Here is a 26,015-nt window from a genome sequence, read left to right as displayed (position 1 = left end):
GGTGTAGAATTATTTCAGTCTACATCATCATCTTTTTATTTTCCGCTAAAATTGTATTTGTTAATCACCTCAAGCTCTATGGTTTGCACTCTTTTTAATTCTGTAATGTATGCAAAGGAAGATTCCACCAACAGTTTTAGCGTATGCTCATTTAATGTCCATGGCTCACCTTTCATTTCTTTAGCTATCAAAGTCCCAAATTTCATATAGTCAGAAATAATAATATTGCGAGCCCTCAATCCCAAGGAATCCTCGTTCGGAATATATTTCAGAAGAAAATTAGTTAAATGTAAGACAAAATAATTTAACTTCTTATCTAGTTTCTTCAAAGAATCTCCTTCTTTTATTATGAAATCTACAAACAAAGCATGAATCTGCGTTCCGCACTTATAGTATAGAAATTCAATTGCGTTTTTTTGTATGGATTCATACTTCTCAAAAATATCATCCTCTTTAAGATTATAAAAATGAGAAGGAATACTTAATTGGCCATTGGGGAATTTAGGCGTTTCTATTTCACCAATCACAAACATTTGCCAATATGAGTGATATTCAGCATACGGAACATAGTCAAATAGTACGTTATTATATGTTTCTTTTAACTTATCATCATCCCCATATAAAACATCAATAAGGAGCTTCTCAAATAAAACTTTAGATAGGTCACTATTATCTATATCTCCCCAAAGCAATTCAAGTTCACTTGAAAATTCAAGTTTCTTTGTTAAGTGCAACAGCAGTGAGTCAGAAATTAAATTGGGATTTTTCTTGGCATAGGCTTTCCCGCCTGCAATATTCTTGATAATAGAAAGATCGTATTTTGCGTATCTTCGTTTCTTATCTTCTTTGCTATCTTGAGTTGAATCCTTCTGATGTCCATCATAGTCAACTTTATTTTCATAACCTGCTAATTGGTAATACGTCAAATTTAACTCATTCTTCTTGGCACGTACTCTTTTCCCAATCTGAGAAAAAATGTAATCTTTGGTTTCTGTATAAATCATTGTGCCTCCTAGGGTGGTAGAAAATTCATTGGAATTCACCTTAATGATAACATACCATCTACTACTTTTCGTTATTATACAATGAAAATGTCAAAGGAATCGCGAGTCCCTAGATAAATAAATCTGTGCAATATGTACTAGTCATGTTTGCAAAAAAGGAGAAATTCATGAAAACAAAAAGTTCACAAAATGCTTACAACGAAAAAACGGCACGTCAGTATATTTCTGACGACAAACCAATCATCAATGTTTCTTCTGAGATCGAAACACAATATAACTGGATTGAGGGAAAACGTACAGAGGAGGTGACAGGCTACAAGCTCTACTTCACTCAGGAGGGAGTTAACCCATTCGCTGTGAAATTTGTCAAAAAACCATCGTTGCCACCGTTTCTTTCAGAAGTAAAATTGGATAATCTGGAAGCTATCGAAATTCGCTCAAATGTGTACTTCCGTTCAGAAGGGATACGGGTTGTTAAATAATGAAGAACTTAGAACTTGAAGGGTACCTGCTCCAAGCTCTGAACATGGCATTGCAGATAAACGGTGAGACTTCTTACACCAACGCATTTAATGTAAGGGTAGCGGACGAAGGCTTTTACTTCGTCCCTCGCCAACCTGCAAGCTATGTCGTTGACAACGAACTTTATCAAAAAATCTATCTTATCAGTAACGCGGCTCTATACCCCGATTTTACGTTATTAAAACAGGCGGGAGCTTATTTTGTCCCATTGAAAACGGATGATATTCATATGAAACGTGCTCTTTTCTTCCCGTGGATAAATGGTATTTCTAAGCGATTGGTTATTCGGGACATTGACGAATATGTTGCGAAATTACCAGTGAACAAAGTACCTGTCATGGAAAATTTCGAGTTCAATTTAAATAAGGTTACAAGTATTGCTATCGCAGGAAACTCTGGGTCAGGTAAATCTTATTTCCTCACCTACCTTCTATGCGTATTGAAGAAGAACTCGAAGCTAGTAATTGTAGACCCCAAATTTGATATGCCAAGTAGATGGGGCAGGGAGAACAACGTTAAGGTTATTGCCCCAAGCGATAACCGAAACAAAAGCGATTACGTTTCAAGTGTGAATGCCGAACTTAGCCAGAGCTTGGAGCTAATTCATCAACGGCAACAGGTGCTTTACAATAACCCTCAAGCCGACTTTGAACACTACACGTTGGTCATTGACGAGGTTCTGGCTCTATCAGATGGGACTGCCAAGCCGATTAAAGAGGCGTTCTTTAGTCTATTATCTCAAATTTCATTGTTAGGCAGGGCTACAAAAGTACATTTGCTACTGGTATCACAAAGATTTGATAGTAATACCATTCCTATTTCTTGCAGAGAACAACTTAATGTATTGATTCAAGTGGGCAATATAAATAGCAAAACGACACAGTTTTTGTTCCCAAACTTGTCACTTGAAGGAATAGTTATACCGCAAGGAATCGGGACGGGATTGATACAGGTTATTGACTCCGAGCATCCGTTTCAAATTGTTCCATTATTAACGCCAACATTTAATGATTTGAAAGGAATAATGTAGATGGGGAAACTAGGTAAATCATACTTCATGCGCACGTTTCACATTAACGGCTTTCTGTCAATAAGCTCGTTATTGCTACTTTTAGTTCTAGTTACATTCAAGATGATAGGCGCTTTTCTGCGAGCCGAAACAAATTCATCACTGATTGAATATGCAAAATTCTTGTACAAAGTTGCTGATGTAGTTTCCAATCTCTTAGAAGGCATGACTGCGGTATCTTTCCTGCTTCTTCTTATGTTAGTGGTTCCTGAGATTGTAACAAGGGTATCTAAGGATTCTCTAGGAAATTGGTTCAAGTCAATCTGGGTGAGCCACCGTTTAAGAAGGTTTTTAGTCAGACAAACCGACCATGAAGGAGAAGGTGTTCTCAAGATTCAACAGCATAATAGATCAATACGAAAATCTGTCATTGATATTAGGAATAAAAAAATCACCTATCTCGTTAAATTGCCAAATGACATGCAAGCCCAAAAACTAATCTTAGAAGCAAAAGAAATTCTTCGAGAAGAAATATCAAGTCGCTTTCCAGACTACACTTTCTCGAATTTTGAACGGTACAAACACTGGCTGAGAATTGAGGGAACAAATGTGAGGTGACGAATATCGGAGCTTTTGCCTGCCTTAGGTAGAAGCAAATAAGCTCCGATATTTTAAAAATTGGCGGAAAAATACTCCACGGGGCTACTACGACCCCCGTGGAATCAATAATCAATAATCGAGGAAGATGAACTATGAAAAAGAAAAAAGAGCAGAGAAGCAATAAATGGGCGTTCATTTTCTATCAAGAGAGTGTCCCAGAGAACTACTTAGAAATTTTGGAGGAAATACACATACCCTTTGTGCTAAGTCCTTGGCACGATAAAGACGTGAACAAAGAGACAGGAGAAATTAAAAAGGCACACAAGCACGGCGCACTCTACTTTGATTCTTTGAAAAGCTATTCGCAGGTTTCAAACTTGATTAGCGAAAAGCTCAACGCTCCAAAACATGTTGAGGTTGTGATGTCTCCAAAGGGAATGTATGAATATTTCACTCATGCGGAAAATCCAGACAAGACACCCTATCAAACAGAAGATATTGAGTGGGGATGTGGATTTGAACTTGGAAAATTCCTTGTTGAGCATAATACGGGTGAATTTTTGAACAGTATTATTGATGTAATTGCAGAACAAGATTTTAAGGAATTTGAAGAACTAGTAATGTACGCAAGAAAAAATGATTATTTGTTGCTTGAGTTAATCGTAGATAAAACGTATTTCTTTTCAAGGTTACTAGACTCAAGGCGTTACAGTTCAGAAAGCTCCATTAAGAAAATTTTAAAGAATGAGGGATGACGATGAGTAAAACAATGGGGAACTCAGAAGACTTGAAGCGTGCTGGCTTCTCGCCTTACACGGCTTCCAATATCATTAGACAAGCAAAACACTATATGGTACAACAAGGGTATGAGTTTTACGAGGGACGGCGTATCTCTGTTGTCCCCATACAGGCAGTAAAATCCGTTATCGGCGATGTTGAGTTGTCCGAAAAAACGGAGGAATAACTTTGGCAAAAACTAGCTACCAAGATATCTATCAAGACAACAATGGGGAATACTATTACGAGGTAAGCTTAGGTACGGACAAAATCACAGGAAAACGTATCAAGCGTAAAGGTCGAAAGTCGCAATCTGGAAAGAAATTTGAGTCAGCAAAAGAAGCCTATGCGGAAGCTATCCGTGTGAAAAATGACTTTTTGCAAACTCAAGGTTATTCAGATTATGGCATGACCTTTGAACAATTCATGAACAATGTTTACATTCCACATTATAAGACGGAAGTGACGGAAGATACATTTGAGTCACGGAATCCTCCTTTGAAAATTCTACTAGGACGTTTTGGAAAGAAACCATTAAGGAAGATTACTTTGCACGATATTCAATTCTTCAGAACGTGGCTTATGGATAAAAATGCGGCAGGATATTCACAGTCATACGCTTCAATGGTCTTTGGAATGTTGAAAAAAATTCTTGAATTTGCCGTAACTCTCAATTACCTTGATAAGAATGTTGCTCAACAAGTGAAACCAATTCCTAAAGGGAAAACGGATGTCGCTTACTGGACGAAAGACGAATTTGAGATAGTAATCTCGAAGATTTACACCGAAGATTTTTATGAGCATTTGTGCTTTGTGATGCTGTGGGTCTACTACATGACAGGTGTTCGTGTGAATGAAGGAACAGCTCTCTGGTGGAATGATGTTGATTTTAAGAAAAAACAGCTTCGTGTTCATCATATGTTAGTTACTAAGAGTCGCAAGATTTACAATCGGAAGAACCATACGAAAACAGCTGATGGAAAACGGATGCTTGCTTTAGATAATGATACACTTGAAGTTTTGGGTGTATGGAAAGAACGACAAGCTCAACACGGAAATATGGATTTCATTTTTTCCTATGATGGCTTACCCATGATTAAATCAACGATTGCCCGAATTATTGCTCGTTATGCAAAACTTGCGGGTGCTCCAGTAATACAGGCGAAAGGGCTACGTCATTCTCATGTAAGCTTTCTCATCAATGAATTAAATGCTTCAGTGTTAGTTGTTTCAAAACGTCTCGGGCACAGTTCGCCAGAAATTACGCTTAAACACTATGCACATTTGTGGCGTGGGATTGATGATGGTGTCGCCGAATCGATGGCAGGCATTATCAAAATTGAAACTGCAACGAGTAAGCAATTTACATTTGTCGGTAATCAAGCGGTGAAACAATTGTCGCCAAAATCGTCTCCAAAGTAATGGGGACACCTTAGAAATGTGATAACAACAGGCTTTATTAGCCCTACCCTCTCCATTGAGTGGGAATAATCTTCAAAAAGACAGAAACCCTCTGTATCAAGGGTTTCTGTCTTTTTTTATTTTGATTCTGTCCAACAGATATTCAATACACATCAAAATAATCGGCTATTTTAATTAATGTACTGCTTGTTCATTCAATTTCCTCGTTTTCATATTGCGTGAGAAATGCTGGAACAATTACAATCTTTGGAAAGATGTGCTTGAAATCTTAGCTACTTTCTTTAGTGGCAAGCATACGCCTTTTAAGTAAGAAGAAAATTAGCAAACGTTTCATGCCAATGCGCAAGTTTTCAGCATTTTCTGTGAGGATTTTTTTGACAAAACCTCGGCACTTGAAAAGTAGTTAAAGGAATTAATAGTCAAAGAAAAAATCTATGTTTAGCCTTTCATCGTACCATTTTCTAGCTGACAAAAAACAGCTAGAGATTGATCCCTAGCTGCTGATGATGAGATAGATAGTATTGAACGACCTTACTCCACCACAATCACTTTATTTCCACCGTCTTGCTCCGCAAAGTTCACCGTAAATAGATTCGTCGAAGCATCATAACTGATTCCATCGCTTTGAGAAACGATTTTTTGGTAGTCTTTTGGCAATTTTAAGGTCATGGTCGTCGTTGTTTGAGTTGGATCAGAAAAGGCATAGATGGTTTTGCCTTCTCTACTTGTTCTAATCAATGAAAGAGGTTTGTTAGTAGTAATATCGGCGACACTACCTCCATCATTCTGCCAAAAATTGATACCTAAATAGTCAGTTTGATCAAGTTTTACTGCTTGAACTTCCGAGGTATTGGCTAAAATCTCCAGCGGTTCTTCTTGGGCATAGGCAGTCAGTTCTGTTTCATTGATACCTGGCAACATGACATACGCATAATGATCCTCCATGGGATTTTTGCCATGATTGATCAAGAATTTTCGATATTCTCCGGTATAAACCGCATTACTTGGAAATGCCTCATTGATTTCTGTATAGCTGCCTGTTCGTGTTTCACTTACCACGTTTACTGTCGTTTCTTCTGGAAAATAGTAACCGATATTGGTCTGGGAATGATCGGAGTCTAACAACAACCACTGCTTGCTGCTTGTTTCATTTGACTGATCAATGATTCCTTTATCAGAAAGGATTTGATAAGTATACGCATCATTTAGTAAGCGATTATCCACGACCGTCTCAATAGAAGCTGTCGTATCGCCAGTGATTCCCGCGCCTAAAGCGACAATCTGCCCATCAATGATAAACCACGATTTTTTTGCTTTAACGTTCATTGGTAAAACGTTCCCGTTATTTTTTGTACCCGTTTTGTTTAATGCCATTCCCACCGCAGCTGCACCATCATAAGCAACACCGCCTACCCACTTTTCTGGAGACGTTACCGTTGTAAAAGCTGAATTTTCATCCGCTAATTGTACGGTATCCACGGTTGTTCCTGGCAAACGATATGGATCGACAGTCGGCCAATAGCTGGAATTGAATTGAACTTGATCATCATTATAGAGGTAGAGCATCCCGTCTGCTGTATGCCACCCACGCTTGTTTTCCTTGTTGCCGGCTTCAAAGGAAGAAATACGACTGGAATATAGCCCTAACCCCACCATATAATCAGTTGTTCGTTGAACAAAGCGGTCCATTGAAGCGTATAGTTTTGTTCCCGTAAAAGGTAATGCATCCCCTGTAATCGATGGGTCTGCCAAGAGATTCATCGTCATTTGTAAATCATTGAAGTCTCTTGCATTCGTCAAATAATAATCCGGATTTTCTTTGAGCCAATATTTGGCAGCTTCACGGAATTTTTGCTGGTATTGAGTTGGTGCGAATTGAGATACGATCAACAAATTATAAACTGTTGATGAGCCATAACCGACTTTGGTTTTGGCTGGAGCTCTTGAGATCGAACGACCATTGACCAACGGCAGCATTTCTCCTTGATAGATCAACGGCAAGAATGCTTGATCAACATTTTTAACAAACGTTTGTACGAGATCAGCATCCATCTCAAAACTTGATCCTTGTGTGATAGCTAGAATTTGTCCCACACCCTTGATCAGTACATTTCCATAAGAACCAGTATAAGGGATCGTATTATGCTGAATAAAGGAGCCATCTTTATAAAAACCATCGCCTTTTGTGACTAACTGAAATACTTCTTCGATACTTGCTGAAGCTTGTGTGATTTTCCCAGCGTCCCTTTGCAAAATGCCCAAGCCTAATACAGTAAGCGCGAGATCTGTACGATTAGCACCAGAAGTCACAAAATTTGGAATAAAAGCAAGCTCAGTAAAACTGCCTTGTGTCTTCGTATACAATTGCTTGAAGGGATCTGGTACATAACTGCTGATAATGGCAGTGTATTGCTGTAATTTCTCGGACGGTAACTCAGCGCCTAAAATCATTAAAGTACTGATCAGTTTTTGCGGGACACCGATTTGCCAATCCCACCAGTTTCCATGGTACTTTTTCCCATCGTACCCTTTTCGAGTGACCATGAAATCTGTCCCATCAATAATCGTCGCCGCCACTGCATCATCTTGATACAAAGAACTACCTTTCGTGCCATAGGCTAAAGCCATTTTCTGTAATTTTGTAAATTGAGTCGTTACATCCGCTGAAGCAGTATTCCCTTGTTCGAGGGGCCATAGGCTCGTTCGATCAGATGCTTTATTTATGGTTTGATACAACGCCTCAGCTTCTGAGGTGACCATCTGCACGTAATCAGCCATAGTCGGATCATTTGGATCATAGTTATCGGAAACCAGTTGATTTTGCCATTTTTCTTGCAGCTGCATAAATTCTGCTGTATGATCTTCCACGGGCAAGCTGCCGATAGGACCGCTGCGCATCGATAATACCTTCAGCTTAGATAAATTGCCAAACAAACGGATACCCACATACCCGGACCATTCCCCATCAATTGCCGTACCATTGGGATAGTTTACCTTTTGATTCTCATAAAATAGCTGATCATTTAAAAAGACACGAAAACTCGAGCCCTCATACTGAAGCAAGAGTTTATATTTTTGTCCCGCAATCAAAGTAGGTCCAGAAATAGCTGTCAGCCATTTTCCACCTGGTTGACCAAGTTGCCACTGCCCATCACGATTATAAGCAAACGATTGCCACTGATCTGTCTTTTGTTCATCTGCGCGAAAGACCACCCCAATGTTCGCTTGGTCTTCATATAAAAAAGTAGTTTCAAAATCCCCTGAAGACCGCTTGGGAGCATCTTTGTTGAGCGTTACTGATTCCAGATTGGTGCCTTGTTTCGTATTACTGATCATTAAACCAGTAGAATTTTGTGCTACTTCGGCTTTCCCGACTAAATCTTGCCAAGACCCTTTCTGGTTAGAAAAATCCGAGTGATAAATCGATTCTGCTTCCGGCAATTCGGGTATTTGTTCCTCGGCATTTCCAGAAAGACGAGTGGCACCAACTACCGAATACAGCAACAAGAAACACCCCATGATCAGCAGATATTTTTTCCCTTTTTCCATCCTTTACTCCTCCTGTTTTCCCGCGCAAAAGATAGCGCTATCATTGTGTGGAATGGGAAAAGAGTGAAGAAATTCATTTCCGCACTCTTTTCCATTGATTTCAACTATTCTTAAAAAGAAAACAGGTTGACTACCCTAACTACTTATACGATTTGCAAAACAATAACAGCAGCTGCCCATTTCCTTTTACACCATGATTCTTTCTTAACCCAAAATACCAAACGCACTCAAAACGATCGACAAGATCAAGATGATCCAAATTACTCGAGTGGAATTTAGTTTCTTTTGGCCTAACATCCAGTAGGTCAGCAAGACGAGCAAGATAGGTACAAGGGATGGCAAGATGGCATCCAACGTGTCTTGGATCACCAATTCGACGCCATCTTTTTTATAGACAAAAGGAACAGTTGCTTTGACCACAGAGGGAATCAAGGCCCCAATCACTGTGACCCCTAAAACGGTTGCGGCATTGGTGAAGGCCGATAATTTGTCTTTCAAGGTTGTCACTAATTTGACCCCTTGTTTGTAACCTAGAGGTAGCAACGCTGCCCGACCGAAAAGTAACGCGATGTTGGCGATGATCCAGATGACACAACCAACGACGGAACCATTTTGCGCTAATGTGCCAGCAACAGAGCCAAAGATCGTTCCCCAAATCACGTGGAACAAGGAGTCACCGACACCGGCCAAGGAACCCATCAAGGCCGTTTTCAAGGCGATGATCGTTTCTTTGGCTTTGTGTCCATCTTGTTCTTCAATCGCGACATCGATTCCCATGATCAAGTTCCCAAAGATCGCATTGGTATTGAAAAATTGATTGTGGGTCCGCAGCATATCTTGCAGCTGGGTTTCATCGTGGCCATAGAATTTTTTCAAGACGGGCAGGATGCCGTAAAGGTAGCCTGAACTCATCATTCGCTCATAGTTCCAGTTTAATTGGCTTGCCAAAATATAGCGCCAGCTAATGGTATTCAACTCTTTTTTTGTCAGTTTTTGATCACTCATCGCCATCATATCCTCCTTCAAAATCTCCAGCAGCTGCCGTTGCAACGGTGCCTTTTTCGCTATCTCGTTTAAAGACTAACATTGCTGCTACGAGCCCAATGATGGAAACGCCGAGCATTGGGACTTGCAGATACGCAGCTAAAAAGAAGCCTAATAACAAATAAGGAATATAGTGCTTTGTTGGCAAGTAGCGCAATAAGATCGCTACCCCGACGACTGGCAAGACGCCACCAGCGGTTTTTAGTCCAGTCATCAGCCATTCTGGCGTGTTATCGGTAATCGTCGTAACGACTGCATCTCCAGCTAAAAGCATCAATAAAATCGGAATCGCCCGTGACAATCCCCATAAGAAAGAACCCGATAAAACTAACCGTGGGATTCGTTTGACTTGCATGTTGTCGATGGCTCTATCGATCCGGTGTAGTAGAAATACGTTACAAAAACGAGCCACCACATCCAGTTGCAGCATCAGCAAGGACACTGGAACTGCTAAGCCGATGCCATATTCCGCGCCGTTTCCTGAGATCACGGCAAACGCTGTTCCCAGTACTGCGCCGGTAAAATAATCCGGGACGGATGCACCACCAAATGCGGCGATCCCCAAACGCATCAACTGTAAGGTCCCACCGACCATCAAACCGGTCTTTAAGTCCCCCATGATCATTCCAGAAATCATTCCGGCGATCGCTGGTTGGGTCAACGTATTGGAAATAAGTGAATCATTAATAGCAATAAAAGCATAAACAGTAATAAGAATGATTTGATACGCTGCTAAATGCATGAATTTTCCTCCTAATTGTATGAACGAGTCTTAACTGGCTAGTTATCGATCGTTATGTCGCCTCAGATAAATCGTGAAAAACACTCGTTTTTTGACAAATCTTCCGCTACATATTCTCCTCGATTCAATCCCTGCCTGGTTTATCCTCGTAATTTCTTCATAAAGTCGATCGATGGTTCATTGGGTACAAGCTGTGCCGTGACGGTGATGCCTTTTGCGGCGATCGCTTCAAAGATCGGCTCTTCTTCTGGCAGTACTTGAATGCTTTTGGTCACTTCCCGCGCGCCTTCTTTGTAGCTCATGTTGCCGACGTTGATCGCTTTGATCGGTCCATCTGCTTCAATATAACGCAAAACATCTTGGGGATTTTTGAAAAGCAAAAACAACCGTTGTTTTCCATAACGACCGGCGCGAATATTTTTGGCTGCCGTTGCCACCGGAAGGACCGAAAGTCGCATCGAAGTTGGCGCTGCCATTCGTAAAGAAGATTTTTGTAATGGGTCTACGGCGGCTTCATCATTGGCTACGATGATCCGTTGCGTGTTTAAACTGGTGGACCAGATACCGGCGACTTGTCCATGGATCAAGCGCTCATCGATTCGACTATTGACGATATTTTCTTGCCCAGCATACGCACTGTAATCCCCTAATTCCTCTTGCTTTTCTTCTAAAATCTCTTGTTCTGCTTGGTTCATCCCTGCTTTGACATCAACGATGTTTTCTTTGGCTAAGCAAAGCAGCTCTTTGATCGTCGCTCGTTGATTGACGACTGCCTCGATCACTACGGACAATGTCATTCCAGCTAAGATCGCCACTTCGTCATCCTCTAAATAATTCTTGACTGCAACGTTGCACGGGGTTCCTCCTAATAAATCCGCAATAATCAATGTTGAACCGTTAAGGGCTTTCATTTTCTCGTTCAATTCTTTCTCAAATTGCAGATTGTCACTATCTGGTCGTAATGAAACGGTGTGAACGTTTGCTTGCTGGCCTACGATCATCTCGAGACTACTTTTGACCCCTTCTGCCATGCCGCCATGACTGATCAATACAATGTTTTCCACTAATTTCCCTCCTACTCCGCAGGTCGCCCTACTTAACATGTTATGTTCCTTGTAAGCATACTATACCACATGGCAAGCCATTCGTAAACCTAATATCTTAACATATTGAATTTTATTTTTCAGACCTGTATAGACTGGAAAACAACGAATTTTCTACAATAATTAAGTGGCAGGAAAGGATTTAACATGTTATGCTTGATGTATTCATATGGAATGGAGGGAAACCACTGTGTTGCCAAAGTATGAGCAGATCAAGCAAGATCTTTTACAAGAAATCAAAGACCATAAATTCATTCCCGGTGATAAGTTTTATTCAGAGGCAGATATCAAGCGGATGTATTCTGTTAGTTCGATCACGGCAGTCAAAGCGTTGAATGAATTGACGAGTGCTGGCTATCTGTATCGCATCCAAGGCAAAGGGACCTTTGTTTCAAAAGCAAAAGTATCTCAGAGTGTGAAGTTTTCCGACATTGAGCTGCATTCACTGGACCAAGAAAAGGTCAAGGTCCTTGCGGTGGAAGAAGGAAATGCCCCAGAGATTTTGAAAGAATTAGGATTGGCTGCCAGTGCTTCCTACTACCGAATCAAACGAGTCCGCTATTTTGGCGACGTTCCTTTCTTGGTTCACATCACTCATTTGCCGAAGAAGCTGATGAAAGAACCGATCGCCAAAAACCTCAACCAATATGCTAGTGTTTATGAGCGGGTCCGAAAAGACTTTGCGATCGACCTTTTCTCATTGGCTTCTGTTGAAACCAACGAAATCGTCTTTCCTGATGACGCTGAATTGTTGAACTTATTGCAACTGAGCTTCCGAGAGCCTGCGGTCAAACAAGTCAAGCACTCCTATTTGGCAGATGGAAGTGTCGCTGAATACATCGTCAGCTACAAGCATTGGAAATATTTCAAAACAAAAATAGAAGTAGAGCCCGCGTAAATTTGGGTCTCTACTTCTATTTTTTTATTCTACGACAGGTTGATCACAGAAAACGAGTTCCTTGATCTCAACGCCATCGGTTTCAAATACCACGACTTCGTTGCTGCCTTTTTTCAAAAATTCTTTCGGACAGTATAAGGAATGCACGGGGCCACGTTGCCAATAGCGACCAAGATTGATGCCATTGACGATAACGACGCCTTTCCCATACCCACGGCAATCGATAAACGTATCTCCTACCTCTGTCAGCGTGAAGGTCGTTTGATAAAAGGAGGGGTGTGTCGGATTTTTTCCTGCTTGATAATCGATGGCTTGCAGCTGCTCTGCGGAAAGCGTCAATGGGTAATGACGACAGCCTTGATGAAAATGAATGTCTTGCATGATACCTCCACGGATGCCTTTGGCTTGTGTAGGCCCATTCAATTTAAATCCGTAATTCACGCGCCCTAAGTTTTCCACTAAGACATCTAGCTCGATGGTTTCTTTATCTGGTGCCCCTTGGATCAATAGCTCCTCGCCTAGCGTCTCTTGGTATTGGATCGCCTGTAATTGGCCGTCGGTAAAAATATGCAGCCGATCGCTAGCTTCTACCACTTTTAATTTGTTTTCTCGATGATAGTTTTTTAACTGAACCGAATAGAGCAAATAGCCGTAGCCTGTACTGGCAACTTCCATTGTTAGTGGATACATGTTTTCTTGCGGTGTCATCAGCTGGTCTTTGATGGCCAATAACGAGACACTGTTTTCGATGGGAAAGGTTCCTAATGCCGCTAATTGCTTGGTCCGTGGGTTGGCTTGCCACACTTCGGGACAGGCTTCTTTTATGGCTTTTTGTACCTGATAGTATTTGTCGGTAGGTTCTCCTGCTTCTGTCAGTAAAGCATCGTAATCATAGCTGGACACTTGTGGTAGATCCAGCGATCCCCGAGCGGAACAGCCGTTGTAAAAGCCAAAGTTCGTGCCTCCATGGAACATGTAAAGATTCAAGGAGCCGACTGCTAACATCTCTTTGACTTCATTAGCTAAGTCTTGACCGTCTCGCTTGATGATCGGCTCGCCCCAGCGGTTGAACCAGCCATCCCAATATTCCATGCACATGATGGGCCAGTTTTTGCCATGTTTTGCCATAAACTCTTTCATCACAGCCGCATTTTCCTTGGAACGACTGCCGAAATTGCCTGTGATAAAGACGTCGTCTTCAATCAATGTCCCAGCGTCCAAGACTTCTTCCCATGCCCCATCTGAAGTAAACAAGGGTATATCGATGCCGCATTCTTCCATCAACTCTTTGGTCTGGCGCAAATATGCTTTTTCCATTCCATAAGAGCCATACTCATTTTCCACCTGCATCATGATCACTGGTCCCCCATGGGTGATCTGCAACGGCACAAGTTTTGGCAGCAAGACCTGAAAATAGTTACGCACCTTTGCCATGAAGCGTGGGTCGGTTGAGCGCAACCGCATCGGTTCGTTTAACAGCCAAGCTGGCAGCCCGCCAAATTCCCATTCAGCACAAATGTAGACGGAAGGCCGCAAAATGACCATCAAGCCTAGCGCTTGGGCTTGCTTTACAAAAGCACAAATGTCTTTCATTCCTTCAAAGTCGTAGACTCCTTCACGAGGTTCGTGGAGATTCCAAGGAATGTAGGTCTCAACTGTGTTGGCTCCCAGTGCTTTTAGATTGTAGAGGCTATCTGTCCATTGCGCCGGTGTCATACGGAAATAATGGATCGCTCCGCTGATCAATTTGATTGGTTTTCCATCTAACAAAAAATCTTCTTTTATCTCAAACGTTCGCATGTCGTCTTCCCCTTTACCAGTATCTTTGCCAATTAGGCAATGCCAATCGGATCAATCCTTCTAAATAGAAATAGTCTCCCCAAAGATTGGGTTCATCGATGCCTTTGCCTTCCGCATGAGCATACACACCATGCAACAATAAGCCCTCATTTTCTGGCACTTGGCTCGCTGCATACTGCTCGCCTAATTGGTAAAGCATCCCTTTAGCGATTTTTTGGGCATCGGGATACGCCCCCATTTTCTCTGCTTCCAACAAGCCACAAGCCGCGATCGCTAAAGCTGAGCTGTCTTTTTCAGCAGGATGTTGGTCGTTAAAATCAAAGTCCCAATACGGCACGAGATCTGCGGGTAAATGAGCCAAAAACACCTCCACGATCTGCGGATAATTTTCTGGAAAAGGCTGGCTATGCAAGTAGCTTTCATTCAAAGGAAGCCCTAAAATCGCCCAGCTTTGCCCTCGTGCCCAAATCGATTGGTCGCTGTTTCCTTGATGCGTCGCACCGTGACTTGGCTGCCCCGTTTCAGGATCGAAATAATACGTATGAAAGGTGGTGGCGTCATTTTTGATGACAGTCTTTCGCACTGTCTGATAATGCTTACTCGCGGCCTCTGCGTAACGAGTCTCTCCCGATAATTGGGTTGCTGCAAATAAAAGCGGCAAGTTCAGTAGCGAATCAATAATCAAGCGGTATTCTTGTGGGTCGCCATAAGTGCCCCAAGCTTGAATAAATTCCCCCTTTTCTTGAAAACGTGCCAACAAAACATCTGCTGCTTGAATGACTTCTTGCTTGCAGTGTTCATCGCCAGTGATCTTGTAGCCCGCACCGGCAGATAAGCTATATAAAAATCCAATATCATGATGATCTAATACAAAATGGTCGTCTAAGCGCGTTTGAAAACTGTCGATATTCTCCATTGCTCGAGTCAAAAAGTTCTTCTCTTTGGTCCACTCATAGGCGAGCCACAACATCCCCGTCCAAAAGCCATTGGTCCAATCATCGTTGCCTTTCAGCCGATATTTTCCATTGGTGGCACAGGCTGAAGGAAACTGTGTGCCAAAGCGCTGACTATTTTTTTCGATCTGTTGGATGCACGCGGTGATTTTATCCGCTAACCACACATCGGTCACTTTTTCTCCTAACAGGATCAAGCGTTGTTTGTTCTCTTGCAGACGCATGTTTACCCTCCTCTTAACTTGTTAACATATTAACTGAAATCATTATAACGTAAACGAACAAAAAAAGCGACCTTCCTTCATTGATTCCTAAAAAAAGAGCATGACAACTGCCCACAAATGCAGACCTGTCATGCTCTTGTCCTCTTTTTTTTAACAGTTCCAACCAAATACTTCGATTTGTGTAAGAGCTGGAAACGGGGAATCATCCTCTGCTTTTTGCAGCTCTTTATAGGTCAGCTTAGTCGTTTCTTTTTTCGGAAAACGAACTTCTTGAAAAGACGCCGTATTTGTCGTTTCCACCACCAGCTCTTCTCCATCAGCAAAGACCAAGGTCCCTTTGGTCCAATAGCTATCATGGGGATAATCTGCCCGTAACAGGAAGCGAACCCGATCGATCAAGACGAGACGACCAAACTCAATGGTCAATGCAGCATCGGCTTGCTGATTGATGCCCCAAGAAGCAAACGGATACGAACCGTGGGATCGGTTGCCATATTTTCCATCGATCGCATTCTTGGCAAAAAAGACGGAATCATCTCGCGTTTCCACATTCGCTGAAGCATGAGGATACGCCCCTGTCGCTGACTTTTGATCATGGGCATTGAAAGATAAATTTTGATAATTCGTGATCTCAAACGCATGGGCTTTACGCACCATCAGGTGATGGCGCTGCGAGGCAAAGACCGTTTCCACCGAGGACTTTCGATGAGATTCCGTCCAAGGGATCTGATATTCCCAAGTGGATTGGGAAAGATAGATCAGTGATGGTGCTAAGGTTTCATCAAGCTGAAGGACATAATACGGATTTTCCCCCGTCACCTCAACGACGATCTTATCCCCTTCCTCATAGGGATAGTTTTTAATGGCTAATACGGCCAAATCATCACCAGAAACTTGAAACGGCGCGGGTTCTTTTTCATGGTCGATGCGACCGACGATCACCTGGTCCTGCTTATTTTTTATTGCTAGCGTAATCATTTGGATCGATCCTTTCTTTTTCTACGATACCACCGACTAAACAAATCAAACGGTGCTTCCCTGGCAGGATATGCTGTGCTAAGTATGGAAAACTAGTTCTTGGAAAAAAGACGGAGGTATTGGCTTCTGGCTGAACAATACTGGCTTGTTGATAGCCTTCGATGTTGATGATTTGAGAACAAAAGCCTTCTTCACTGACTCGACTCCAGGTCGATCCTGTTTGGGCCTGAGGCAACCGTCCAGTCAGCGGTACACTAAACCCGCCCTCACGGAGGTCCAACGAAATCGTCGTCGTCAACTCGTGCACGCGCACATGCCACTGACCAAAGGGATAAATCTCAGTTTCAATCACTACCTCCTCAAAGGGTGCCCATTGGTAAAAGACCCCTTTTTCCGTCACCCGATAATCCCTGACTGCGCCCTTCGTGCGAAAATAGCTGCCATCTCGAGCAATAGCTAATGTGCTATCGAAGGCGCCTTCGGCATACGTGACGCCAGCTTTCGGCACACTGAAACCAAGTTTGCTCGAATAGACGAATTTGCTGTATTTTGCTTGAGCATGGGCTTGCTGTTCAAGCATCAAGCCTGCAGGATACCCCAACAGATGATGGCTTTTTTCGTTGTGCACCAGCAACATATTGCCTTTTTCAATCCGTTTTTGCGGCTCTCTTTTGATTGGCTCAGGTTCAGCCCGCCAAAAAGGATGCGTTTCTGCGACCGCTAAAAGCAAAAAGGTCTTCAGCCCCCAATAAGGCGAGCCTGGTGCATTGTACCCTTCTGCCATCACATGATTTTCATAGTGGTACCCGATGGACAAGCGACCATCGAAAGTGAAAATTTCTTGTGCCATCCAATTGCGCAAGTGCTTCGTCAGTAGTCCTCGAACCTGTCCCCATGGGATCGCTTCGACGTCTGCGAAAACCAGTGCCGAGAAAAACGCCCCTTGCGCAAACCGATAAGTCAGGCTGCGGCCATAGGGCAAGGCTTCGCCATCTTCATCAAAATAATAGACGAAGTCTTGCGCAAATAGCGTGGCTCGCTCTTTAAAACGCTGCGCCCATTCTGGATCTTCGTCTTGCATAAATGTAGCGTAAATCAAGCCATAATAATGAAACGCAAAAGGAATGTAGTAGTCTCGCTGCGTCGTTTTCCCATCTACATACCAACCATCGCCAATGTACATGGAATCGATCAATGCCAACTCTTGGGACAATGCGTCTTTTGCTAACGGTTCCCCACAGTGAAACAAGGCAACGCGTATCAACACTTTGAAGAATGTCCAGTTGTTCTTAGGAATCTTGCACTCAAGTGCTTGGGAAAGCCAAGCCACTAGCTTTCGCTGGTTCTTCTGCGGCAACGCTGTCCAAAAAGCGTCCTTCTGGAACAATAGGGTCAATGACAATGCGGCTGCTTCCACGATGTATTGATCATAATCCGTGATCCTTCCCCAGTAAAACGCGTGTTCAGGATCTGTCCCTGCTATCACTTTTTCTACGTAAGCTGCTCGTAACGGATCATCTGGGCAAACCCTCCAATAAGGCGCCAGCCCCCACAAAGGACGCACAAGCGCTTCCATCTCAGCCCGTGTTCGGTCATACACGGCCCCACTGCTACCTAGATTCAATCCTGGATAATCATCTGCCAAGATCGCTGCTTGCAAAGGAGTGATCATGTCTTCCAATGCCTGCTGATAATCCAGACGCGTCAAAAACGGATTCTCTTTGATTGCCATTTGCTTCATACGCCATCTCCTTCTGTCAATTTACAGAACAGAATAGCAAGCAACGGCTTTTTTATCAAGCGATCTTCTACTGGCAATACTGCTGAAAAATGAGAAAAGATTTCGAGGGATTTTTGACTTAACCTGTTAACAAAAAAAGAGGAATTGAAGCTATGGGAAAGTGATTGGAGAAATGGTGAAAGTTAACTTAGATAAAATGAGGAATTTATTATAAATAAACATTGATTTCGTGACTTTTTTTTATAAAAAATTTTCCTGAAATTATACTATAGATATCCATCACATGATAAACATTTCTTACATTTTTTCAGTTCGAATATTTCTAAGTATTGATAATATACTAAAGACAAAAAACTTTGATTCAAATAGACATGACGAAAGAAGAATGATTGTCTATAATAAAATAGAATTCGTTATTTGAATAAATACCCATAGTAGCAGAAAGGAGTGCGCAGATGGCCGTATATATTGAATTGTCTAATCCCATCCATGGAGGAAAAGGTTGGGAGCTAGGAGAGGTTTTATGGAGTCCCGTTGCTTCATCATGGAACACAATTATGAGGAAACCCAAAGAGGGGGATATGATTTTACATTCTATCAAAGACAAAAAACGAAATATCAATCATAGATTATGGGGATGTTCTCAAGTTGCTGGTTCCTATAAAATCTTATCAAGTCCGCCACCGATCCCAGCTAATTGGGATGGATATGACGAATACTATCAAATCCCCTTAAAGTACTACACAGAATTTCAGGACAAAGTTTTTTTACAGGAAGTTATCGATCAGAACAAAGACGCATTAAAAGCAATAGCGCCTCAAAAATCTTTTTATACGGAAACAGGTGTGCGAATGCAACCCGCACAGAAATACTTGGCGCCTGTTAGTAATGAGCTATTAGAAATCTTAACTCCTTATATAAAAAAACCGGTCTACTATAACGAAAACAAGCAGAGATCAGAAAATATTGTACGTGAAGGTGATTCAGAAGAACTTCTTAGTGTGGGAAGTGGTGGGCAGGTTACCCGGATTCAAACAACTATCGATAGGATTGTTAGGGACACGTCTCTTGTTAAAAAAATGAAGCAAAAATACAATAATCAATGCCAAATTTGCGGTAAATCCATTTCATTGTCCAAACAAAAATATTACTCCGAAGGACATCATTTAAAAAAACTTGGGGGTATTCATCAAGGGCCAGATATAGAGAGTAACATTATTATACTTTGTCCCAACCACCATGTTGAATTTGATTATGGGGCAATTGCAATAGACGTTCACTCACAAAAAATTATTCATACAGACCCGCACAATCCTTTTCATAATAAGGAATTAGCATATAAAAGAGAAGATTTAAATAAAGAATTTTTAACATACCATTTAAAAAATATATTTATAGGATAAGCCCCATAAATGGAGTGTTTAGAATAGGATTTTATTCCTTTACTGAAAACCTAAATTCTTTTTTATAATTCAATTTAGTTAATTATCTTTGATATAACGTTCAATAATTCTCTTTAGGGTAACTATTGGACGTTATTTACTTTTATTCTAGCTGCTTCTATTTTAAGTACCTATTTCATCTTTTTCTCAAAGCAGACCACACTTACCTCATGATCACTGACGGTTGTCACGGCTTTTCGTGTTTCTTTAAATCCTTGACTCTCCCAGAAAGATCTACCGGCTGTGTTTTCTTCAATAACAGCGAGAGATACGAGAGAAATCCCCTTTATGCGCCAGTCTTGTTCTACTTGCTGATAAATAGCTTGCCCGTGCCCCTGACGTCTTTCGCCAACCAGTAGCAAGCCAATATACACAGTGCCCTCTTGCGGATAATCAACAAGATAATCCATGATAGCAATAGGTTTTTGATCAGAATAAATGATAGAAAATACCTTTTGCTCTTGAGCCACGGCTGGCGGAAGAACAGTCATGTCTCGCATGAGTTGTTCGATGGAAGGTGTCTCTTTCGTTAAAGCAAAATAGGCCTGGTTTTTCTGATAAATACTATAGGCAGCTTGTTGGTTTTCTGACGTGACGGAATGAAACGTATACTCGTTCATGAATGCTCCTTTATTGTAGGTTTATTGAACTTTATTTCGACCAAAAGTGAAGCAGGTGGATTTGATGGCTCTTATTGCTAGTTTATCCTATTCAAGTCCCCTCGTAAATTACTCTCGCAACCTCTTCCTATTTACGTTGCATTCCTACGATGATAACCGAACTTGTCAAGTCATAAAAAGACACCCTAGAGCCTTAAGTCAGAAGCCTACCACTTCTTCTCAAAAGCCCTTAAGATGTCTGATTACTGGCCATTTTTCTTGTCAAACAGCGCAAAAACTATTCTTCGACCGCGACTTTGTCCCACCAAGAAGTGGCGGTCTTTTGGATCACTTCATTCAAGTCTTCGATGTGCTGTTTTCCAGTACTTGCTAGCCATTCTTGGGCTGCTTCTGTTCCTCGTTTTACAAAGGGATCAACACCGTCTTTCCACGTTGCCCGGCCGCACAAGACGCCATTGAAGGTTGAACCGGCTTCTTTGGCAAAAACCAGTGTTTCTTGGAATAAGCTGGCTGATACGCCTGCACTGAGAAAAATAAACGGCAGATGCGTTGCATCGCTTTGCGCTTTGAAATACGCTGCGGCTTCTTCCTTGGTATGCACGGCTTCTTCCTTGGCAAAACCTGCCACATAATTCATGTTGACTGGTACTTCCACTTTTAACACATCAACTTTGTACTGTGGTTTCGAAAATTCCTTCATCAATCCGATGACTTTTTCTGGTTTGCGTTGCGCATACGCTTTTGAGTCGACTTCAGGTAGCTTAGCATCATAGGAAAGGACTTCTAAAAAGAAGGGCAGATCAGCGGCTTGGCACTCGCTGCCGAGTCGTTCCACAAAGACGTGTTTCAACTGATTGATCTGGGCATCTTCATCTACATCATAGTAAAGCAAAAATTTGATGGCATCGGCGCCTGCTGCTTTTAATCGCTCAACTGACCATTCCCCTAATAAATCAGGCAAACGTCCCGGCGTAGTCGCATCATAGCCGGTTTTTTCATATGCCAGCAAAAGCCCCGCCTCTGGATCACGGCTTTGCGCAGCTGCCAACCCATATTCTGGATCTAATAAAATAGAAGACGCGTAAGGGGTCAATTCTTGTGAGACTAGCGTTTTAAACTGGCTGATTTTCTCTGCGTCAGCCTCCACGCCCAGTGCTGCCATCATTTTTTTCAAGGCACCTCGTTGGTCGATCGCTAAAGCTGCGATCACTCCTTCTTTCGTTGACAGGCGATCCATCGCTGCTTTTTTGGCTTTCGTTACGGTTGCTTTCATTAAAATTCCTCCTTTTTTGTCCATGCCAAAGAATCAACCGCTTTCACTTTTTTTCAGCGTTGGCGAAACGGTTGTCAGCACGTATAAAGATGTCTATTGATGAAGCCGTTCGACTGATTGACCACCGCACGTATCGACTTCGTACACGAAAAGATACGTGCTCGTGGTGGGCTTTCTCAGTCATCGTTAGTTGTTATACGGATGAATCGTCACGCCTTTGACCACCCGATTGACGGTACGCGTTGGCGAAGGGGTGTCGGGTGTATTACCGACTTTGATCGATGCCAACAGTGCGATCGTTTGTGCAAAGACAATGTCTGCTAAGGCAAGATAACCGTCTGGCAATAATGTGTCATCTGGAAAGAAAAAGTTTGTTCCTGAAAAATTCACAGTTGCCAGCTGTCCGATGGCGGTCACTGCGGCGGCGATGCCGTCACTTTTTAACTCTTCCAACATATCAAGATCATACTGCCGCGTGTAGGGCGTATTGCTGACAAAGACAAAGACGAGGGTTTGATCATCTACGAATGATTTCGGTCCATGACGGAAGCCCATCGATGAATCGAACACGGTGGCGATTTTTCCCGCAGTCAGTTCCAATACTTTTAGCTGTGCTTCCCTGGTCAACCCCGACAACGTGCCTGACCCTAGGTAAACGATCCGCTTAAAGGAACGGTCCGTCAGTACTTGGAGTTCTGTTTCTCTGTCGATGACTTCTTGCCCCAATCGGCTAAGGGTTTCAACATAATGCCTCTTTTCTGTCAGCGGCGTCTGGTCAAAAATCAGCAGTGCGGAAAGAGCCATGCAAGAAAAACTTCCCGTCATTGCAAATCCAGCATCATTTGACCGCTCAGGCATCAATAACAGATAGCTCGTTTCATCAGCGGCAGCTTGTTGTGCCAAAGATCCGTCGGCTGCACAAGTGATCGTCAAATGATAGCTGTCGGCAACGAATTGATCGACGATTTTGACCGCTGCTAAACTTTCTGGTGAATTGCCGCTTCTAGCAAAAGAAACGAGCAGTGTTGGTTCATCCGCAAATAAAACTTGTTCTGGAGCAGCGACGATATCCGTCGTAGCAATACTTTCAAAAAGATAATCCGCAGTTGCGCCGGTCTTATTCAAGTAAGGAACGATCGTATCTCCGACATATTGCGACGTCCCCGCTCCCGTGAAGACTACCCGAATGCGTTTGTCCGTCTTTTGCTTGATAGTACGTAAGAAAGCCTCGATCGTCTCTTGCTTTTCTTGATAGATCGTCAAGGTTTCTTGCCAAAGTTCTGGCTGTTGTTTGATTTCTCTTGTTGTAATCTCCGCACCTAATTCTGCTAATTCCTTTGTTGACAGTTGAAACATCTTTCTTCCTCCTAGCTACTGTTTTTCCAGTATGTATTCCCAGTGACGGTACGAGGAGCGTTGTCTTGGATGAATACTTAGCGATCACCCAAAGGGCAAACTTCCTCGACCTCACTGGTGTTGAATACACACCTTTTCTTTGCTCGAGTGGATCATTTCAGACTGTCTAGGAAATGCGCTACTCGTCGTTACGCAAGTGGCGGACTTTGTATCTAAATTGGTCTGCTCGAGCAACACTCAAGGTGTATTCGATCACTTCATTTTCAATATTGAACGTGCTGCGTACCAGGTTCAACACCGGCGCACCTTCGTGGATTTTCAGCAATGCCGCATCTTTCGCACTGGCAATGCTGGCAAAAAATTCTTCGTCCGCGAGGCGGATCACTTGATGAAAGTCTTCATGAAATATATCGTACAATGGTTTTTGCTCGATCATCTCACTCGTTAAATGCATGAAACGTTTGACCGGCAGATAAGAACGCTCGATCATCATCGGTTGGCCATCAGCAAGACGCAATCGTTTTAACTTGTAGATCGGCTCGCCGATGGAAACTTGCAACTGAGTGGCAAAATATTTTGTCGCTTCCATTTTTTTGAATGCCAATACTCTAGTTTCTGGTTGTTTTCCTAGTGCTTTCATCTGTTCGGTAAAACTATACGAACCTGATAAATTGGTTGCCTGCTTGCGGATATCCGAGACAAAGGTGCCTTTGCCATGTTGGCGATAAATATAGCCTAATTTTTCTAACTCCTGTAGAGCCAAGCGAACGGTGGTCCGACTTAATCCGTAGCGCTTTGACAGCTCTCTTTCTGAGGGAAGCATTGTGTCTGCTTCCATTTCATTTTCGATTTTTTCAATCAGTAAATTTAACAATTGATCGTATAATGGTTGTCGATTTTTATTGATATTCATAAGCCCCTCCAAACTGGTTACTACCACATAACGAGTGTACTATTTCCCGATAGGCGTGTCAAACAATCGTCTACAGGGGCTCTGTTTCCTGAATTTGTGTCTTTTCACGCAGGAAAATGAACCAATTGCCAGCACGAGCTAAGCTGAAAAGTCAGCTGTTGCTTGCTTAGCAAAACTCCTCCTACGTTTTGCGTCGTTTCTTCTGCTAGCTTGCTTATTGCGGCCAAATGGATGGATACAGGCCAAAGCCAGAACCGATCAAGCCGATCACTAGCAGCAAAGCGATACATTTCAACGGCGTCCAGCCGCGTTTTGATAAGAAGAAATACAGCATCAGTGTGATGGTCAATGGAATCACTTGCGGCAAGATCCCATCGAGGATTTTTTGAATATCGATCGTCACAGGCACTTCGTTGACTTTGTTAAACGTCAATTCATATTTGCCGTTAGCCAGTTCGTTGACCGCCGCATTTTCTTGCAATGTGTCAGTCAATTGACCATTCTCATCCGTGGTATACAGCATGTCTTCGTAAGCGGCAATGGCTGCTTGATCATCCACGATCGTCGTCGCTTGCGTCACTTCATTGGTAGTGCCGTTAGGGATCTGAATATCCAAAGATGTCGCCCCATACACGCAGGTCAAGGAACCGACAACAAAAATCCCTAAAATACTCGCTGCTCGGGTGAATTCTTTGGCATTTTCCGTTAAGATGCCAATCGCATCTGTCCCTAAACGATAGGACCAATGCATCAAGAAGAACCGTAAGCCGAATTGGGCCGCATTGAATACCAGTAAGAAAATAAACGGTGCAGCGATGTTGCCATTGATCGCCATATTGGCTGTGATACCAGCTGTTATCGGTACCAGAGTGAACCAGAATAACGCGTCACCGATCCCGCCTAGCGGCCCCATTGCAGCGACTCGCACTGCCCGAATCATGGGAATATCGGCTTTGTTTTGTTCCATCGATAAAATAATCCCCATCACAAAGTTCACCAAGAATGGATGAGTATTGAAAAACTCTAAGTTATGGCTCATTGAAGCAGCCAAGTCCTTTTCATTTTTGTGGATCTTTTTCAATCCCGGTAAAATACTGAATAACCAGCCTCCTGCCTGCATTCGCTCATAATTGAAAGAGGCTTGTAGAAATAAGGAACGCCAGACCATATTGTTCAAGGTCTTTTTATCCAGTTGTTCTGCGGGCGCTTGTTCGCTATAAGAATCGGGAATATTATATGCCATCTTCGTCGCCTCCGAAATCATAGGTATTGGCTGCTGCTACTTTAAATTTGGACTGGATTTGATAATCCCAAAAGGCTAATGCAAAACCGATAAAGGCTAGAATGATCAAGGCTGGTCCTTGCAAAGAAGGTGCCGCCATTACGATCGTGGCTAAACCAAACCCCATAAAGAAGAAGCCCCACATTTCTTTGGAAACCATCACTTTTAGTAAAATCGCAAAACCGACATACCGCATCATGCCCCCAGCTGCGCCGAGCCCACCCATCAACCATTGAGGGATCGCTGCGACCGCCTGATTCCCGAAAGCAGCACCGCCGATAAAGAATAAGACCACGATCAAGCCGAAGATCGTACCAAGACCCGCCATCGCTAAATAATTGATTCGCTCAATCCCCTTCGTATTGGCATCATGGGCGTAGCTGTCGGCTTTTGACATCACTGGCGACATTAGTGAGAAGATAATCGTCACCCCATATTGCCCCAGCAAAGAAAACGGAATCGCCGTAGCAACCGCTACTGTGGGTTCCAGCTGCAGCGTGATCGCTAAGATTGCTGCCATAATTCCGCCAATCACCGCATTTGGCGGTTGCGCGCCGCCCACCGGCATATTGCCGATCGTCATTAACTGATAGGTTCCGCCAACGATCAAGCCAGTTTGAAGATCTCCAAGAATAAGTCCGATAACCATCCCGGTAACAATGGGTTGGTACAATGATTCTAAAAAACTAAATTGATCGATTGCGGCAATGAATGTAACTATGAAGACTAAAATGATTTGAAAAATCGTGTAATCCATTTTCTT

23 protein-coding genes are annotated in these 26,015 nt (G+C 42.6%); 8 read left to right on the top strand and 15 right to left on the bottom strand.

Going from position 1 to position 26,015, the window contains the following annotated elements; genetic code table 11:
- Nucleotides 1-35: 35 nt before the first annotated feature.
- Nucleotides 36-1,004 carry a hypothetical protein gene (locus tag IGI69_RS01150; RefSeq protein ID WP_438739424.1) on the bottom strand — a complete coding sequence of 323 codons (969 nt, stop codon included), beginning with the start codon at nucleotides 1,002-1,004 and terminating at the stop codon, nucleotides 36-38.
- Between the two features lie 167 nt (nucleotides 1,005-1,171).
- On the opposite strand from IGI69_RS01150, the gene IGI69_RS01145 reads away from it, so the two are divergent.
- The 6 genes from IGI69_RS01145 to IGI69_RS01120 all read left to right on the top strand — a co-directional run bounded on the left by IGI69_RS01145 (nucleotide 1,172) and on the right by IGI69_RS01120 (nucleotide 5,334).
- Nucleotides 1,172-1,486 carry a hypothetical protein gene (locus IGI69_RS01145; RefSeq protein WP_438739422.1) on the top strand — a complete coding sequence of 105 codons (315 nt, stop codon included), beginning with the start codon at nucleotides 1,172-1,174 and terminating at the stop codon, nucleotides 1,484-1,486.
- Entirely contained in the window at nucleotides 1,486-2,556 is a 1,071-nt protein-coding gene (locus tag IGI69_RS01140) for a helicase HerA domain-containing protein (RefSeq protein ID WP_438739420.1), read from the top strand. Before IGI69_RS01145 ends, IGI69_RS01140 begins: the two co-directional genes overlap by 1 nt.
- The gene (locus IGI69_RS01135) at nucleotides 2,557-3,153 is read left to right on the top strand and encodes a hypothetical protein (protein WP_438739418.1); all 597 of its coding nucleotides are present in this window, start codon (nucleotides 2,557-2,559) and stop codon (nucleotides 3,151-3,153) included. It begins immediately after the preceding gene.
- 134 nt (nucleotides 3,154-3,287) lie between these two features.
- A complete protein-coding gene (locus tag IGI69_RS01130) occupies nucleotides 3,288-3,890 on the top strand; it encodes a replication protein (protein WP_438739416.1) in 603 nt (200 codons plus the stop codon).
- A 2-nt stretch (nucleotides 3,891-3,892) separates the two neighbouring features.
- Nucleotides 3,893-4,099: a DUF3173 family protein gene (locus IGI69_RS01125; RefSeq protein ID WP_438739414.1), complete on the top strand. Its 207-nt coding sequence runs from the start codon at nucleotides 3,893-3,895 to the stop codon at nucleotides 4,097-4,099.
- Nucleotides 4,100-4,101: 2 nt separating this feature from the next.
- Entirely contained in the window at nucleotides 4,102-5,334 is a 1,233-nt protein-coding gene (locus tag IGI69_RS01120) for a tyrosine-type recombinase/integrase (RefSeq protein WP_438739412.1), read from the top strand.
- A 531-nt stretch (nucleotides 5,335-5,865) separates the two neighbouring features.
- On the opposite strand, the gene IGI69_RS01115 is transcribed toward IGI69_RS01120, so the two are convergent.
- From IGI69_RS01115 to IGI69_RS01100, 4 genes are all read right to left on the bottom strand, one after another.
- Nucleotides 5,866-8,883, bottom strand: a complete 3,018-nt coding sequence (locus IGI69_RS01115; RefSeq protein ID WP_438739410.1) for a polysaccharide lyase 8 family protein — start codon at nucleotides 8,881-8,883, stop codon at nucleotides 5,866-5,868.
- 204 nt (nucleotides 8,884-9,087) lie between these two features.
- Nucleotides 9,088-9,897: a PTS system mannose/fructose/sorbose family transporter subunit IID gene (locus IGI69_RS01110; RefSeq protein WP_005226799.1), complete on the bottom strand. Its 810-nt coding sequence runs from the start codon at nucleotides 9,895-9,897 to the stop codon at nucleotides 9,088-9,090.
- Nucleotides 9,881-10,669, bottom strand: a complete 789-nt coding sequence (locus IGI69_RS01105; protein WP_005226797.1) for a PTS mannose/fructose/sorbose/N-acetylgalactosamine transporter subunit IIC — start codon at nucleotides 10,667-10,669, stop codon at nucleotides 9,881-9,883. Before IGI69_RS01105 ends, IGI69_RS01110 begins: the two co-directional genes overlap by 17 nt.
- A gap of 140 nt (nucleotides 10,670-10,809) precedes the next feature.
- A complete protein-coding gene (locus tag IGI69_RS01100; protein ID WP_167822644.1) occupies nucleotides 10,810-11,772 on the bottom strand; it encodes a PTS mannose/fructose/sorbose transporter subunit IIAB in 963 nt (320 codons plus the stop codon).
- Nucleotides 11,773-11,962: 190 nt separating this feature from the next.
- On the opposite strand from IGI69_RS01100, the gene IGI69_RS01095 reads away from it, so the two are divergent.
- Nucleotides 11,963-12,670 (top strand): GntR family transcriptional regulator, encoded by a 708-nt coding sequence (locus IGI69_RS01095; RefSeq protein WP_008376433.1) that lies wholly within the window; start codon nucleotides 11,963-11,965, stop codon nucleotides 12,668-12,670.
- Nucleotides 12,671-12,694: 24 nt separating this feature from the next.
- Here IGI69_RS01095 and IGI69_RS01090 read toward each other — a convergent pair whose 3' ends face one another.
- From IGI69_RS01090 to IGI69_RS01075, 4 genes are all read right to left on the bottom strand, one after another.
- The gene (locus IGI69_RS01090; protein WP_438739406.1) at nucleotides 12,695-14,470 is read right to left on the bottom strand and encodes a glycoside hydrolase family 35 protein; all 1,776 of its coding nucleotides are present in this window, start codon (nucleotides 14,468-14,470) and stop codon (nucleotides 12,695-12,697) included.
- Nucleotides 14,471-14,483: 13 nt separating this feature from the next.
- Nucleotides 14,484-15,647, bottom strand: a complete 1,164-nt coding sequence (locus tag IGI69_RS01085; RefSeq protein ID WP_438739403.1) for a glycoside hydrolase family 88 protein — start codon at nucleotides 15,645-15,647, stop codon at nucleotides 14,484-14,486.
- Nucleotides 15,648-15,797: 150 nt separating this feature from the next.
- The gene (locus tag IGI69_RS01080) at nucleotides 15,798-16,625 is read right to left on the bottom strand and encodes a hypothetical protein (RefSeq protein WP_438739401.1); all 828 of its coding nucleotides are present in this window, start codon (nucleotides 16,623-16,625) and stop codon (nucleotides 15,798-15,800) included.
- Nucleotides 16,600-18,366 (bottom strand): DUF2264 domain-containing protein, encoded by a 1,767-nt coding sequence (locus IGI69_RS01075; RefSeq protein WP_438739399.1) that lies wholly within the window; start codon nucleotides 18,364-18,366, stop codon nucleotides 16,600-16,602. Before IGI69_RS01075 ends, IGI69_RS01080 begins: the two co-directional genes overlap by 26 nt.
- A gap of 455 nt (nucleotides 18,367-18,821) precedes the next feature.
- Here IGI69_RS01075 and IGI69_RS01070 point away from each other — a divergent pair, with 455 nt between their 5' ends.
- Nucleotides 18,822-19,769: an HNH endonuclease gene (locus IGI69_RS01070; RefSeq protein ID WP_438739397.1), complete on the top strand. Its 948-nt coding sequence runs from the start codon at nucleotides 18,822-18,824 to the stop codon at nucleotides 19,767-19,769.
- Nucleotides 19,770-19,939: 170 nt separating this feature from the next.
- Here the strand turns inward: IGI69_RS01070 and IGI69_RS01065 are convergent, their stop codons facing one another.
- The 6 genes from IGI69_RS01065 to IGI69_RS01040 all read right to left on the bottom strand — a co-directional run bounded on the left by IGI69_RS01065 (nucleotide 19,940) and on the right by IGI69_RS01040 (nucleotide 26,009).
- Nucleotides 19,940-20,428, bottom strand: coding sequence for a GNAT family N-acetyltransferase (locus IGI69_RS01065; protein WP_086294407.1), 489 nt, complete (start codon nucleotides 20,426-20,428; stop codon nucleotides 19,940-19,942).
- Between the two features lie 277 nt (nucleotides 20,429-20,705).
- Entirely contained in the window at nucleotides 20,706-21,701 is a 996-nt protein-coding gene (gene lacD, locus IGI69_RS01060; RefSeq protein ID WP_338400947.1) for a tagatose-bisphosphate aldolase, read from the bottom strand.
- A gap of 186 nt (nucleotides 21,702-21,887) precedes the next feature.
- Nucleotides 21,888-23,057 carry an SIS domain-containing protein gene (locus IGI69_RS01055; protein ID WP_438739394.1) on the bottom strand — a complete coding sequence of 390 codons (1,170 nt, stop codon included), beginning with the start codon at nucleotides 23,055-23,057 and terminating at the stop codon, nucleotides 21,888-21,890.
- A 178-nt stretch (nucleotides 23,058-23,235) separates the two neighbouring features.
- The gene (locus tag IGI69_RS01050) at nucleotides 23,236-23,970 is read right to left on the bottom strand and encodes a GntR family transcriptional regulator (protein ID WP_005226773.1); all 735 of its coding nucleotides are present in this window, start codon (nucleotides 23,968-23,970) and stop codon (nucleotides 23,236-23,238) included.
- 214 nt (nucleotides 23,971-24,184) lie between these two features.
- Nucleotides 24,185-25,213: a PTS system mannose/fructose/sorbose family transporter subunit IID gene (locus IGI69_RS01045; protein ID WP_008376454.1), complete on the bottom strand. Its 1,029-nt coding sequence runs from the start codon at nucleotides 25,211-25,213 to the stop codon at nucleotides 24,185-24,187.
- Nucleotides 25,203-26,009, bottom strand: a complete 807-nt coding sequence (locus IGI69_RS01040; protein ID WP_438739390.1) for a PTS mannose/fructose/sorbose/N-acetylgalactosamine transporter subunit IIC — start codon at nucleotides 26,007-26,009, stop codon at nucleotides 25,203-25,205. The genes IGI69_RS01045 and IGI69_RS01040 overlap by 11 nt, the downstream gene beginning before the upstream one ends.
- Nucleotides 26,010-26,015 lie beyond the last annotated feature (6 nt).

Source organism: Enterococcus sp. DIV1083b, from assembly GCF_051713705.1.
Taxonomy (GTDB): Bacteria; Bacillota; Bacilli; order Lactobacillales; family Enterococcaceae; genus Enterococcus_D; species Enterococcus_D casseliflavus.
Note: the sequence above shows the minus strand (reverse complement) of the source record. Positions and strands in the feature narration are given on the sequence as shown.

What these genes read in the sequence shown, in the direction of transcription:
- IGI69_RS01150 (WP_438739424.1), bottom strand. Translation starts at nt 1,004, where the DNA reads ATGATTTATACAGAAACCAAAGATTACATTTTTTCTCAGATTGGGAAA.
- IGI69_RS01145 (WP_438739422.1), top strand. Translation starts at nt 1,172, where the DNA reads ATGAAAACAAAAAGTTCACAAAATGCTTACAACGAAAAAACGGCACGT.
- IGI69_RS01140 (WP_438739420.1), top strand. Translation starts at nt 1,486, where the DNA reads ATGAAGAACTTAGAACTTGAAGGGTACCTGCTCCAAGCTCTGAACATG.
- IGI69_RS01135 (WP_438739418.1), top strand. Translation starts at nt 2,557, where the DNA reads ATGGGGAAACTAGGTAAATCATACTTCATGCGCACGTTTCACATTAAC.
- IGI69_RS01130 (WP_438739416.1), top strand. Translation starts at nt 3,288, where the DNA reads ATGAAAAAGAAAAAAGAGCAGAGAAGCAATAAATGGGCGTTCATTTTC.
- IGI69_RS01125 (WP_438739414.1), top strand. Translation starts at nt 3,893, where the DNA reads ATGAGTAAAACAATGGGGAACTCAGAAGACTTGAAGCGTGCTGGCTTC.
- IGI69_RS01115 (WP_438739410.1), bottom strand. Translation starts at nt 8,883, where the DNA reads ATGGAAAAAGGGAAAAAATATCTGCTGATCATGGGGTGTTTCTTGTTG.
- IGI69_RS01110 (WP_005226799.1), bottom strand. Translation starts at nt 9,897, where the DNA reads ATGATGGCGATGAGTGATCAAAAACTGACAAAAAAAGAGTTGAATACC.
- IGI69_RS01105 (WP_005226797.1), bottom strand. Translation starts at nt 10,669, where the DNA reads ATGCATTTAGCAGCGTATCAAATCATTCTTATTACTGTTTATGCTTTT.
- IGI69_RS01100 (WP_167822644.1), bottom strand. Translation starts at nt 11,772, where the DNA reads ATGTTAAGTAGGGCGACCTGCGGAGTAGGAGGGAAATTAGTGGAAAAC.
- IGI69_RS01090 (WP_438739406.1), bottom strand. Translation starts at nt 14,470, where the DNA reads ATGCGAACGTTTGAGATAAAAGAAGATTTTTTGTTAGATGGAAAACCA.
- IGI69_RS01085 (WP_438739403.1), bottom strand. Translation starts at nt 15,647, where the DNA reads ATGCGTCTGCAAGAGAACAAACAACGCTTGATCCTGTTAGGAGAAAAA.
- IGI69_RS01080 (WP_438739401.1), bottom strand. Translation starts at nt 16,625, where the DNA reads ATGATTACGCTAGCAATAAAAAATAAGCAGGACCAGGTGATCGTCGGT.
- IGI69_RS01075 (WP_438739399.1), bottom strand. Translation starts at nt 18,366, where the DNA reads ATGAAGCAAATGGCAATCAAAGAGAATCCGTTTTTGACGCGTCTGGAT.
- IGI69_RS01070 (WP_438739397.1), top strand. Translation starts at nt 18,822, where the DNA reads ATGGCCGTATATATTGAATTGTCTAATCCCATCCATGGAGGAAAAGGT.
- IGI69_RS01065 (WP_086294407.1), bottom strand. Translation starts at nt 20,428, where the DNA reads ATGAACGAGTATACGTTTCATTCCGTCACGTCAGAAAACCAACAAGCT.
- lacD (WP_338400947.1), bottom strand. Translation starts at nt 21,701, where the DNA reads ATGAAAGCAACCGTAACGAAAGCCAAAAAAGCAGCGATGGATCGCCTG.
- IGI69_RS01055 (WP_438739394.1), bottom strand. Translation starts at nt 23,057, where the DNA reads ATGTTTCAACTGTCAACAAAGGAATTAGCAGAATTAGGTGCGGAGATT.
- IGI69_RS01050 (WP_005226773.1), bottom strand. Translation starts at nt 23,970, where the DNA reads ATGAATATCAATAAAAATCGACAACCATTATACGATCAATTGTTAAAT.
- IGI69_RS01045 (WP_008376454.1), bottom strand. Translation starts at nt 25,213, where the DNA reads ATGGCATATAATATTCCCGATTCTTATAGCGAACAAGCGCCCGCAGAA.
- IGI69_RS01040 (WP_438739390.1), bottom strand. Translation starts at nt 26,009, where the DNA reads ATGGATTACACGATTTTTCAAATCATTTTAGTCTTCATAGTTACATTC.